We start from the raw sequence: 11,651 nt of genomic DNA, 5'->3' as shown, positions 1-11,651 counted from the left end.
AAAAATATGTTGAGAATCAAAAAATTCCTCAAGAATAAGGAATTAAAATGTTTTGTTTATTGGTCAAAATTCATCACCCGTTAATTCCTATGGGCATTTTTGTTGCTGAGGAATCTAACGGGTGTCCTCTTTTGACACTTTTAAGATAGGATTTTGATACCGTTTTTGTTAAGGTGTATGTTGTCCTAGTTATTAAATTTTCTGAACACTGGAACAAAAATTGGTTACTAGGTTTTTTTGTAAGTATAGATAATAAATTATGGCTTTAACCATTGAACAAGAATTATTAAAGGCGGTGAGCAAACGCCGCAATTTTGCGATTATTTCTCACCCTGACGCTGGTAAAACGACTTTGACAGAAAAACTATTGCTTTATGGGGGTGCTATCCATGAGGCGGGGGCAGTGAAGGCAAGGGGTGAGCAACGGAAGGTTACTTCTGACTGGATGGAAATGGAGAAGCAAAGGGGTATTTCTATTACTTCTACGGTGTTACAGTTTGCCTACAGCAATTATCAGATTAATCTTTTGGATACTCCCGGACACCAAGACTTTAGTGAGGATACCTATCGCACCCTAGCGGCGGCCGATAATGCGGTGATGTTGATTGATGCGGCTAAGGGTTTAGAACCTCAAACCCGTAAGTTATTTGAGGTTTGTAAGTTGCGATCGCTCCCTATCTTTACATTTGTTAATAAAATGGATCGCCCTGGTCGTGAACCCCTAGAATTATTAGATGAAATTGAACAGGAATTGGGTTTAAAAACCTTTGCAGTTAACTATCCTGTGGGCATGGGAGATTACTTTAAAGGGGTTTATAGTCGCCGTCAAAAGGCTTATCACCTGTTTGATAGGGTAGCCCATGGTAAGGGGGAAGTACCAGAAATCGTTATCCCCCATGGAGATAGTACCATTGAAAATTATCTGGATGGAGATTTGTATGAGCAAACCTTAGAAGAGTTGGAATTATTGGAAGAAGTTGCTTCGGATTTCGATTTAGAAGCCATCCACGCAGGAAAAATGACCCCTGTATTTTTTGGTAGTGCCATGACTAATTTTGGGGTGCGTTTATTCCTTGATGCTTTTTTGGAGTATGCTTTGCCCCCTACTCCCCGAAATTCTACTTTAGGGGAATTAGAGCCTACCTATCCCGATTTTAGTGGTTTTGTCTTCAAATTACAGGCAAATATGGACGCAAGACACCGTGACAGGGTGGCTTTTGTGCGGGTGTGTACGGGGAAATTTGAAAAGGATATGTCGGTAAACCACGCGCGCACGGGCAAAACTATCCGTCTTTCTCGCCCTCAAAAGCTCTTTGCCCAAGGAAGGGAATCCATTGAGGAAGCCTATCCTGGAGATGTTATCGGTTTGAATAATCCTGGCATGTTTGCCATTGGGGATACTATTTATCTGGGTAAAAAGATTGAATATGACAAAATTCCTAGTTTTTCCCCTGAGTTATTCGCCTATCTTAAAAATCCTAATCCTTCTAAGTTTAAACAATTTCAAAAAGGGGTACAGGAGTTACAGGAAGAAGGCGCAGTACAAATTATGTACTCTAAGGATGATTTTATCCGAGATCCTATTTTAGCGGCGGTGGGGCAGTTACAATTTGAGGTGGTACAACATCGCCTTTTAAATGAATATAATGTGGATTCTAGGCTTGAGCCGATGCCCTATGGCGCTGCCCGTTGGGTGGTAGATGGTTGGGAAGCGCTTGAAAAGGTGGGTCGTTTATTTAATACGATGGTGGTTAAGGATGCTTTTGATCGTCCTGTTTTATTATTCAAAAATGATTGGAATATTAATCAGGTAAAGGCTGATCATCCTGATTTAAGGTTAAGTGCGATCGCCCTTTAATTTGATCAAAAAAGCCCCAGTTATATGCTGGGCTTACAATTATTTAGTTTTATTTCTCCACAAAAAGTAAAAAATTAAACCTATTTGAACTGGTAAAAGCACTAAATAAGGTTTCAAAAATGGATAGGTAATATCAAAATTAGAAAAAACCGTCAAATAACCACATCCAAAAATAAACAAAAACAGTTTTGTTTTAATACTATTAATCTTTAAACTTTTCATTAATTAAAACCAAGGTTGTTTACCATTGAGGTACATATTATAAAATTCCTCATCTGTTTTCATCAAATAAATTACCCCCTCCACAATGCCAATAATACCCGTGATGGCGGCACCAAATCCACAGGTGAGCAGACTAACTAAAAGTAATATAATTCCCTCTTGATTGTAACCAAGAATGAATTTGTGGATACCGAAAGAACCTAGCAAAATTCCACAAATACCCGCCGCCATTTTTTTACTTTGAACTTCTGAAGCATTAAATTCGCTCATTTTCTTTATTCCTAATATTAATTATTTTTTTACCGTTGATAAATAAGGTTTGCTAAAGGGGAAGATAAAAAACTTTCTGTTAACTCCCCTGTACTATGAAGAAAAATAAGTTTACTCAAATAATAAACCAAAATTAAAAATAAAATCAAGTATTGTAACTTTTTGTTTTGTGCTAATTTTAGATACGTTGCTTTAACCTTTTTTTTAGTAATTATTTCTAAAAATAAATGAAGCGAATAAACAAGAAAAATAATAAATAATAAAGGACCAAATAAATGATAATAAAATGATTCCCAAATATTACCACCGGCCATGGCTAAAAACGATCTAGTTAGTCCACATCCGGGGCAAGGGATACCCGTAAAAGCTAAGATTATGCAAGAAAAAGGGGATTCTGTTTCTGTAATATTGAGTAGATATGAACCCACAATAACAGAGCTTAAAATCAGAAATAAGAGCGATCGCCCATACACACCTCGAGAAGATATGGAAGTTGTGGTAAAACGAAACATTAATTTAATTCAAACACCATTAATTCAGGATTTATTTTATTTTAAGTTTTAACTACTTTTTTGCCATTAAATTTTATGCTCAAATATTAAAAATTTATAAAGAATTAATATTTAAGTAAAAAAACTCGATTGTTGATTATCAATTTACCCGATGAGCTGACTTTTCCATCAATCCTTAACCATATATGCGTTTTTGTCATCTTATTTTAGCACTTAAATCATATAAAGTTACATACGGTAACAATAGATACCGAGAAATAATTGTAAAGAAAATATAAATTTAACAACGATTCAATTAATATGTCTTAACTTAGCGAATAAAAATGAGCAGATTATCCCGTAGAAAATTTCTTGTCACCAGTGGTTTAACCGCCGTAGGAGCGGCAATATTACATGGTTGCGGTGCGGACACCAACACAACCACCAACGTTGAACAAGTAGAAACCATTGATATGGGAGAAAATGCTCCCGAAATTACTTCCGCTAAATTTGGTTTTATCGCCCTCACCGATGCTTCTCCCCTAATTATTGCCCTTGAAAAAGGAATTTTTGCCAAATATGGCATGACCGATGTGGAGGTACTAAAACAAGCCTCCTGGCCTGTGACTCGGGATAACATTGAATTAGGTTCGGCGGGTGGTGGTATTGACGGAGCGCACATCTTAACACCCATGCCCTATCAAATGACCTTGGGAACGACCACCAATGAACCAGTACCTATGTATATTTTGGCCCGTCTTAATACTAACGGTCAAGGAATTTCCGTAAGTAATGCCTTCCCCGATGTAACCTTAGATTCTGCCGAAAGATTACAAGAAGCAGTAGCTCAGGCTAAAGCCGAGGGTAGAGATTTTACCGCGGCCATGACTTTCCCGGGAGGTACCCATGATTTATGGATGCGTTACTGGTTAGCGGCTAACGGTGTAAACCCTGATGGCGATGCTTCCGTTGTACCCGTCCCCCCCCCGCAGATGGTAGCAAACATGAGAACCAATACCATGGACACTTTTTGTGTGGGAGAGCCTTGGAATGCTCAGTTAGTGGGGCAAGGGGAAGGTTATTCCGCATTGGTAACAGGGGAGTTATGGAATAATCACCCCGAAAAAGCCTTTGCCATGCGTAAAGATTGGGTAGATCAACACCCCAAAGCCGCCCGTGCTTTATTAATGGCAGTTTTAGAAGCGCAACAATGGTGCGATCGCCCCGAAAACGTAGAAGAAATGTGTCAGATAGTATCTCAAAATAAATGGTTCAGAGTACCCTACGAAGACATCGTCGAAAGATCGAAAGGTAACATCGATTTTGGTACAGGGAGAGTAGAAGAAAACTTTGAATATGCCATGAAATTCTGGCGCGACAACGCTTCCTATCCCTATAAAAGTCATGACCTATGGTTTTTAACCGAAAATATCCGTTGGGGCTACATTCCTCAAGATACCGACACCCAAGCCCTCGTCGAGCAAGTAAATAGAGAAGACTTGTGGAGAGAGGCCGCCGAGGCGATCGGTACTCCAGCAGATCAAATTCCCACCGAAACATCAAGGGGAGTAGAAACCTTTTTTGATGGTACCACCTTTGACCCCGAAAACCCCCAAGCCTATTTAGATAGTCTCGAATTCAAGAGCATTTAAAACAAGGTTTTAAGTGTTAAACACCTATCAGAGTGAATAGAAAAAGTTGAGATAGTACATTACAACCTAAAACTATTCACTTCTTCTAACTATCAATTATCAATTATTAATTATTAATTAAAGATCATGGTTGCTCAAGCTAGTTTACGGAAAAAAAAGAACCCCATCAACTCAACAATCAAGAATATTGTTAAATCTCCTCAAAAAATAATTGCCCCCATCGTTGCCCTAGTTGTCTTATTGGTAATCTGGCAAATTGTCGCCTCCCCTGATGATGTCACCCTACCTACCCCCATCGAAGTAATTCAAGACACCTGGAATCCTTATATTATCGATCCTTTCTTTGATAACGGTGGCGTTGATAAAGGACTATTTTGGCAAATTCTCGCCAGTTTACAGCGGGTGGCCATTGGTTTCTCCCTCGCTACCGTTGTCGGTATTGCCCTAGGAATTTTAATCGGTAGTAACAAACTATTTTATGCTGCCCTAGATCCTATTTTTCAGGTACTCAGAACTATTCCCCCCCTCGCTTGGTTGCCCATCTCCCTAGCCGCCATGCGTCAAGCCGATCCTAGTGCTATCTTTGTAATTTTTATTACTGCCATTTGGCCAATCATTATTAATACCACCGTAGGGGTGCAACAAATTCCCCAAGATTATCGTAACGTTTCGAGAGTATTACACCTTTCTAAAGTAACCTTCTTTTTTAATATTCTCATTCCCTCCACCCTTCCCTATATTTTTACAGGTTTAAAAATTGGTATCGGTTTATCTTGGTTAGCGATTATCGCTGCTGAAATGTTAGTAGGTGGTGTGGGAATTGGTTTTTTTATCTGGGATGCTTACAACAGTGGTTTTATGTCAGAAATCATTATCGCCCTGGTGTATGTGGGTATTGTTGGTTTACTGCTCGATCGCCTCGTAAGTTTGATCGCCTCCTTCGTAGTTACCGAAGAACAAAAATAGAATTTAGGGAATGGGGAACAGGGAACGGGGAATAGTTTAGATGATAATCCATCAACAATTCTCTGCTTTAAGTTTCTCCACTGCATATAAAAGTTTTTATTATCAATTCTCAATTATCCATTATCAATTATCACCATGTCTTCATTTATAGAAATTGATCAACTAGACAAAATATTTCCCCTCGCTGACGGTGGACAATACATCGCCCTGAAAAACATTGATCTAAAAATCAAAAAAGGGGAATTTATCTCCCTTATTGGTCATTCTGGCTGTGGTAAATCCACCCTCTTAAATATGGTGTCAGGGTTAGACTTACCCACCAACGGCGGTGTAATCCTTGAGGGAAGACAAATCGAAGGACCAGGGCCCGATCGCATGGTGGTTTTTCAAAACTACTCCCTGCTGCCATGGTTAACCGTTAGGCAAAACATCGCCTTGGCTGTCAATGAGGTAATGAAAGATTTATCCCCCGCCGAAAAAAAAGCCATCGTTAATCAAGCTATTACCATGGTAGGTTTACGCCATGCGGCCAACAAAAAACCGGGGCAACTTTCGGGGGGTATGAAACAGCGAGTGGCGATCGCCCGTGCCTTAGCCATCAAACCTAAAGTATTATTACTAGACGAACCCTTTGGAGCGTTGGATGCCCTCACCCGAGGAAACTTACAGGAAAGATTAATGGAAATCGTGGAGCAAAACCATGTAACCACCATTATGGTAACCCACGATGTGGATGAAGCCCTATTATTATCAGATCGGGTAGTGATGCTCACCACCGGACCAGAAGCCCATATCGGACAGATCCTCGAAGTACCTATCCCCCGTCCACGACACCGCCTAGAGGTGGTAAATCACCCCAGTTACTACGCCCTACGTAACGAAATGGTCTATTTCCTCAACCAACAAAAACGCTCCAACAAAACTAAAACCGTGGTGGGACCGGTTACAATTTCTGCTAACGGATTGGAAAAAATCAACCTCAACTTGGGTTTCATGCCCCTTACTGACTCCGCCCCCCTCATCATTGCCAAAGAAAAAGGTTTCTTTGAGGAAGAAGGATTGAGTCAAGTTACCCTTAGCCGTGAAAGTAGTTGGAAAACCATCTGTTCTGGGGTGGCCGAAAATCGCCTTGATGGGGCTTCTATGTTGGCAGGAATGCCCCTAAGTATGACCCTGGGGGCAAGGGGCAAAGCTCCCGTTTCCGTGGTCACTGCCATGGTATTGAGCCGTAATGGTAACTCCATCACCCTGAGTAAAAAATTCGCCCAACAAGGAGTTAAAACCCTAGAAGACTTACAAAGGGCGATCGCCTCTACCCCAGACGCAGTCCATACCTTCGGCATGGTTCACCCCTCCTCCATGCACAACTTGATGTTACGTTACTGGTTAGCCTCTGGAGGCATCGATCCCGACCAAGATGTCGCCCTTTCTGTGATTCCCCCCGCCCAGATGGTAGCTAACCTCAAGGCAGGAAACATTGATGGTTATTGTGTAGGAGAACCTTGGAACACCCATTCAGTGTTGGACGATTATGGATATGTCATCGCCACCGACTTAGATATATGGGCAAGTCACCCCGAAAAAGTGTTGGGGGTAAAAGAGGAATGGGCTAATAAATATCCCCTTACCCATATCGCCTTGATTAAAGCCCTCATCAGAGCCTGTGAATATTGCGATGATCGCCGTAACCGTCAAGAAATTTTAGAAATTTTGGCAAAACCCGAATATTTGGGAGTCTCCCCACAATATCTCAAACCAGGGTTCACCGAACCCTATCGCCGTAACCTAGACGATGAACCAGAAAACCTCCTACGGTACAATCAATTTTTTGTGGATCAAGCCAATTACCCCTCCCGCTCAGAGGGATTATGGGTACTAACACAGTTGGCAAGATGGGGTTATATTTCTTTCCCCCGTAACTGGATTGAGGTTTTGGAAAGGGTTCGTCGCCCAGAACTTTTAGGGGAGGCGTTGCGCCAGTTGAACTTACCTGATTCTGCCCCTAACCGTCAAAATTTCACCCTTTTTGATGGCATGGTATTTAATCCTGATGATCCCCTTGGTTACCTTGAAAGGCTCACCATCAAGCGCGATTTTCGAGTTACCGAGGCACTGTTAGATCAGCCCGTGGGATAACAGTTAATCTTCCCTGGGTTTAAGGAATGAGCCATGAAAACCTAGGAACAACATAACAATTTTTCTTACAAAAATTTAGGTATAAGGACAATGCAAACCGTGACAAATTCTCAAGTGAAGTTATCAAAAGAAGATCAGGCTTTTTTAAATATCAGTGATGTTTCTAAGGTATATCCCACAGAAACTGGCGAATATGTGGTTTTAGATGGGGTAAATCTTCAGGTAAAAAAAGGCGAATTTATCTGCTTAATTGGTCATTCTGGTTGTGGAAAATCAACCCTTTTAAACATGGTAGCAGGATTTCATGGCCCTTCTAGTGGCACTGTCACTCTCCATGATCAACCCATTACCGAGCCAGGCCCTGATCGCATGATGGTGTTTCAAAATTATTCTTTATTGCCTTGGAAAAGTGCCTATGAGAATATTTATCTAGCGGTTAATACGGTTTATGCTGATAAATCTGATTTGGAGAAGAAAGAAATTGTTAATCATCATCTGGAAATGGTGGGTTTAACTGAGGCGGCCACTAAAAAACCGGGACAGATTTCGGGGGGAATGAAACAACGGGTGGCGATCGCCCGTGCATTGGCCATCAAACCTGAGGTGTTGATCTTAGATGAGCCTTTTGGAGCTCTTGATGCCATTACCAAGGAGGAGTTGCAAGAGGAGTTATTAAAAATCTGGGCAGATTATGGTTTGACAGTATTAATGATTACCCATGATATTGATGAAGCCTTATTTTTAGCCGATCGCATCGTGATGATGACCAATGGGCCTAGTGCTAAGGTGGGGGAAATTATGGAGATTCCCTTTGATCGTCCTCGTATTCGGGAACGGGTAACCGAAGATCCTCGTTATTATGAATTACGCAACGAAGCCATCGACTTTTTGTACAATCGTTATGCACATTCTGAAGATCCTCAGGATACCGAAGAAATGGACATGGAGGAAGAGCCTGTTAATAAGGGTAAAATTTTAGGGGCGATCGCAGGGGTTGTCTTAGCAGGTATTGTCGGAGTAACCATGTGGCAATCCTTCAGCAGTCGTCCCGCCTCCACCCCCGCCACCGTTGAATCTGTCAATTAAGGTGCGATGTAAAACTGGGGTAGTGATTTTAACAAATATGAGGTTTTACTATGTCAGTGTCAAATTTATTCCTAATAATAACCTCTGTTCGGGATTTGTGAGTATGGTTAGATTACAAGAGATGGGGGGTATGGGAGATGAGGAGTAAGGGTAAAATAGTTCAATTATTCATTGTCAATTGTCAATTATTTACACCTTTACAAGACTATAAATCTTATCCCGAACTCAGGTTAATAATATTGAGTATTAGTAAGGTATTTTAATCCAAATATTTACCTTACTTTCTCTAAAATTATTCACCCTGAATAAAAGTTTCTTTACTCTGACAAATCGTTTTTCTTTCTAATCCATCATAAACAAAATGTCGCAAGAAAAAATCTAAAGTTTCCTGCTTTAAATAACCCTTTAAAACTGCAATATAACCAAACTTTATCTCCGAGTGGATTTGTTCGTCCAAAATTTCCCCGATTTGTCCCTCATCCAATAAAGCCGCCGCCTTAAAATAACTACCAATACGAATTTTTTCCTCAGCAAAAACCAAACGGGGTATATCTTTAACAAAAAAATCCACCGTTTCTTGCTTTAACCATCCCCTAAGGGCTAAAATTTCTCCTAACCTAGTGTCAATGTAGGATATTTGGTCAATTAAGGCTACTTCTATTTGATATTTAGAAATTAATCCAGCCTCCTCTAATTTTTCACCAATTGGCTTCGATAACCATTTTTTTCTCTGTTTTTCTACAGTTTGCCCCATTGTATTATCACCTCATTAGAAACTGTTACCAAAAAGAATATTCACACGACCAATTTATTAATAATAGTGACGGTTAATTCTGATTATTTTCCTCAATCAGACAAAATCAATCTAAATGTCTGTTTCAAAGTTAATTTACAAATACCACAATACTATCTTAACAGTAGTAGTAATCTTAATTACCCCCGAGCGCACCTTATCCCAAATCTAACCACAAAAGTACATAAGAAAAAAGGGAGAACGTATATAAATACATTCTTCCCCATGAAAAAGTCAGGAAATGATGAGCTAAAGTGATCAAATAATGATCATCTTATTTCCATTTTTTAGCCACTAATTCAGCTAAGTCAACAACCCTTTGAGAATAACCCCATTCGTTGTCATACCAAGCCACAACCTTAACCATATCCCCTGCCATTACCATGGTTAAACTAGCATCTACAATAGAAGATACATCACTTCCACGATAATCACAGGATACTAAAGGTAAGTCGTTATAACCTAAAATTCCTTTTAAAGAACCTTCAGAAGCCTCTTTAAGTACATCATTAACCTGTTCAGCAATGGTACTCTTTTCTACTTGTACTACTAAATCGACCACAGAAACATTAGGAGTAGGAACCCTTAAAGCGATACCATTTAATTTACCTTTAAGATCTGGTAATACAAGGGCTACAGCCTTAGCAGCACCAGTGCTAGTAGGTACAATGTTGACCGCCGCTGCCCGCGCACGTCTTAAGTCTCTGTGACTAGCATCTAATAAGCGTTGATCCCCAGTATAACTGTGGGTGGTGGTCATAGTACCTTTGATAATACCAAAGTTTTCATGTAATACTTTGGCAACGGGAGCTAAACAGTTAGTAGTACAACTAGCGTTACTAACGATGTTATGTTTGTCGTGGTCATAGTCTTCATGGTTAACACCGACAACATAAGTACCAATGTTACCACCTTTACCGGGGGCGGTGATTAATACTTTTTTTGCTCCCGCTTGAATGTGTTTGGATGCTCCTTCTTCGGTAACAAACACCCCAGTAGATTCGATAACCATATCTACGCCCCAATCAGCCCAAGGTAGATTGAGAGGATTACGATCTGATACACATTTAATAGTTTTACCGTTAACGATTAAAGAGTTGTCGTCGGCTTTAATATCAGCGTCTAGTTTTCCCAGCATGGAATCATATCTGAGAAGATGTGCGTTAGTATGGGGATCGGAAGTGTCGTTGATACCGACTAATTCTAGGTCGCTGTTTTCTCTAGTTAACAGACAACGTAAGAAGTTACGTCCAATTCTTCCAAAACCATTAATAGCTATTCTAACCACTGTTTTTATTACCTCTGGTATTTTAATTAAGTACAATAAATTTTTGTAATGACCCTAATCATATCGTAAAGACTGTATTGTTCAAACCCCATTTTGAGATTTTTTTTGCTAAGAAAATTGTAGTTTACTATATTACATAAAGGTTAATAAAAAGGGCATAGCCTCAGAAAAATTGGCTACACCCTCGAATGTTAATCTTTTTTTTTATAAAACTTATCCCATGGGATGGAATAAAAGATCAGGAAAAAAGCGGTTAAATTCAATTAATAGACCCGCTGTAAATACTAACAATGCAGTAATTAACACAGGTGCGGTAGATAAAAAAGCAGGTAAACCTTTCATCAAAAAAATCTCCCAAAAAATAATTAAAAATCAATGAATATTAGCGAGGTGAAATAGGAATTTCAGAATCTTTAGCAGTTAATGCGCCAGATTTTAGCTCTGCTAATGCTTGTAAAGGCCAGCTAAAGCCAAGTAACATTTTATTGAATGCTAGGGGTACATCGATGATGATTTCTTTCATTTCGGTATCTTTTTCCCCTCTGATGGCGATAAGATAGGCACGACCTACCCAACCAATCCAACCTGCTACATAGAGAAATAGTAAACCGGGGATGATAAAATCACCTGCGTGATCTAATCTGCCATCTACTACTAAGCGAGGATAGCCTTCAGGGCCGCAGAGGGCTTCGGCATATCTTTCGGCTCTTTTTTGTCCAGATTGAGGATCATCGGTGGTATTGCGGAAGTTTTTGGCTTTTGCCTGATAAGCGGCAGATTCACTACAGGGAGTGAGGTGAGATAAATCTGCGTGAGCGGGGGCGCTGAAGTTGCCCCATAGTGTTAGTGAAAGTGTAAATGCTAATACGAGACTGAATATTTTACCCAT

The 11,651-nt window shown here is 40.0% G+C and carries 11 protein-coding genes; 5 read left to right on the top strand and 6 right to left on the bottom strand.

Going from position 1 to position 11,651, the window contains the following annotated elements; translation table 11 throughout:
* Window positions 1-259 precede the first annotated feature (259 nt).
* Window positions 260-1,858 (top strand): peptide chain release factor 3, encoded by a 1,599-nt coding sequence (locus IQ215_RS12315; RefSeq protein ID WP_193801716.1) that lies wholly within the window; start codon window positions 260-262, stop codon window positions 1,856-1,858.
* Window positions 1,859-2,083: 225 nt separating this feature from the next.
* Here IQ215_RS12315 and IQ215_RS12310 read toward each other — a convergent pair whose 3' ends face one another.
* Together IQ215_RS12310 and IQ215_RS12305 are read right to left on the bottom strand one after the other, a co-directional pair.
* Window positions 2,084-2,350 carry a TM2 domain-containing protein gene (locus IQ215_RS12310; RefSeq protein ID WP_193801715.1) on the bottom strand — a complete coding sequence of 89 codons (267 nt, stop codon included), beginning with the start codon at window positions 2,348-2,350 and terminating at the stop codon, window positions 2,084-2,086.
* 29 nt (window positions 2,351-2,379) lie between these two features.
* The gene (locus tag IQ215_RS12305) at window positions 2,380-2,862 is read right to left on the bottom strand and encodes a DUF2752 domain-containing protein (RefSeq protein WP_193801714.1); all 483 of its coding nucleotides are present in this window, start codon (window positions 2,860-2,862) and stop codon (window positions 2,380-2,382) included.
* 323 nt (window positions 2,863-3,185) lie between these two features.
* On the opposite strand from IQ215_RS12305, the gene IQ215_RS12300 reads away from it, so the two are divergent.
* The 4 genes from IQ215_RS12300 (at window position 3,186) to IQ215_RS12285 (ending at window position 8,681) form a co-directional block, all read left to right on the top strand.
* The gene (locus IQ215_RS12300; RefSeq protein ID WP_193801713.1) at window positions 3,186-4,493 is read left to right on the top strand and encodes a CmpA/NrtA family ABC transporter substrate-binding protein; all 1,308 of its coding nucleotides are present in this window, start codon (window positions 3,186-3,188) and stop codon (window positions 4,491-4,493) included.
* A gap of 126 nt (window positions 4,494-4,619) precedes the next feature.
* Complete coding sequence (gene ntrB, locus IQ215_RS12295) at window positions 4,620-5,459, top strand: nitrate ABC transporter permease (protein ID WP_193801712.1); 840 nt, start codon at window positions 4,620-4,622, stop codon at window positions 5,457-5,459.
* Window positions 5,460-5,594: 135 nt separating this feature from the next.
* Complete coding sequence (locus IQ215_RS12290) at window positions 5,595-7,595, top strand: nitrate ABC transporter ATP-binding protein (protein ID WP_193801711.1); 2,001 nt, start codon at window positions 5,595-5,597, stop codon at window positions 7,593-7,595.
* Between the two features lie 90 nt (window positions 7,596-7,685).
* Window positions 7,686-8,681 carry a nitrate ABC transporter ATP-binding protein gene (locus IQ215_RS12285; protein WP_193801710.1) on the top strand — a complete coding sequence of 332 codons (996 nt, stop codon included), beginning with the start codon at window positions 7,686-7,688 and terminating at the stop codon, window positions 8,679-8,681.
* Window positions 8,682-8,973: 292 nt separating this feature from the next.
* On the opposite strand, the gene IQ215_RS12280 is transcribed toward IQ215_RS12285, so the two are convergent.
* The 4 genes from IQ215_RS12280 to IQ215_RS12265 form a co-directional block, all read right to left on the bottom strand.
* The gene (locus tag IQ215_RS12280; RefSeq protein WP_193801709.1) at window positions 8,974-9,435 is read right to left on the bottom strand and encodes a hypothetical protein; all 462 of its coding nucleotides are present in this window, start codon (window positions 9,433-9,435) and stop codon (window positions 8,974-8,976) included.
* A gap of 313 nt (window positions 9,436-9,748) precedes the next feature.
* Window positions 9,749-10,762 (bottom strand): type I glyceraldehyde-3-phosphate dehydrogenase, encoded by a 1,014-nt coding sequence (locus IQ215_RS12275; protein ID WP_193801708.1) that lies wholly within the window; start codon window positions 10,760-10,762, stop codon window positions 9,749-9,751.
* A 213-nt stretch (window positions 10,763-10,975) separates the two neighbouring features.
* The gene (gene psaJ, locus IQ215_RS12270) at window positions 10,976-11,104 is read right to left on the bottom strand and encodes a photosystem I reaction center subunit IX (RefSeq protein ID WP_015222960.1); all 129 of its coding nucleotides are present in this window, start codon (window positions 11,102-11,104) and stop codon (window positions 10,976-10,978) included.
* A gap of 40 nt (window positions 11,105-11,144) precedes the next feature.
* Complete coding sequence (locus IQ215_RS12265; RefSeq protein WP_193801707.1) at window positions 11,145-11,651, bottom strand: Photosystem I reaction center subunit III; 507 nt, start codon at window positions 11,649-11,651, stop codon at window positions 11,145-11,147.

Origin of the sequence: Cyanobacterium stanieri LEGE 03274 (genome assembly GCF_015207825.1) — a bacterium.
GTDB lineage: Bacteria > Cyanobacteriota > Cyanobacteriia > Cyanobacteriales > Cyanobacteriaceae > Cyanobacterium > Cyanobacterium stanieri_B.
This window is presented reverse-complemented; position numbering and strand designations above follow the sequence as displayed.

Excerpts from the sequence above, each read along its gene's own strand:
- psaJ (WP_015222960.1), bottom strand. The coding sequence starts at position 11,104 with ATGAAAGGTTTACCTGCTTTTTTATCTACCGCACCTGTGTTAATTACT.
- ntrB (WP_193801712.1), top strand. The coding sequence starts at position 4,620 with ATGGTTGCTCAAGCTAGTTTACGGAAAAAAAAGAACCCCATCAACTCA.
- IQ215_RS12290 (WP_193801711.1), top strand. The coding sequence starts at position 5,595 with ATGTCTTCATTTATAGAAATTGATCAACTAGACAAAATATTTCCCCTC.
- IQ215_RS12310 (WP_193801715.1), bottom strand. The coding sequence starts at position 2,350 with ATGAGCGAATTTAATGCTTCAGAAGTTCAAAGTAAAAAAATGGCGGCG.
- IQ215_RS12280 (WP_193801709.1), bottom strand. The coding sequence starts at position 9,435 with ATGGGGCAAACTGTAGAAAAACAGAGAAAAAAATGGTTATCGAAGCCA.
- IQ215_RS12285 (WP_193801710.1), top strand. The coding sequence starts at position 7,686 with ATGCAAACCGTGACAAATTCTCAAGTGAAGTTATCAAAAGAAGATCAG.
- IQ215_RS12315 (WP_193801716.1), top strand. The coding sequence starts at position 260 with ATGGCTTTAACCATTGAACAAGAATTATTAAAGGCGGTGAGCAAACGC.
- IQ215_RS12265 (WP_193801707.1), bottom strand. The coding sequence starts at position 11,651 with ATGGGTAAAATATTCAGTCTCGTATTAGCATTTACACTTTCACTAACA.
- IQ215_RS12300 (WP_193801713.1), top strand. The coding sequence starts at position 3,186 with ATGAGCAGATTATCCCGTAGAAAATTTCTTGTCACCAGTGGTTTAACC.
- IQ215_RS12305 (WP_193801714.1), bottom strand. The coding sequence starts at position 2,862 with ATGTTTCGTTTTACCACAACTTCCATATCTTCTCGAGGTGTGTATGGG.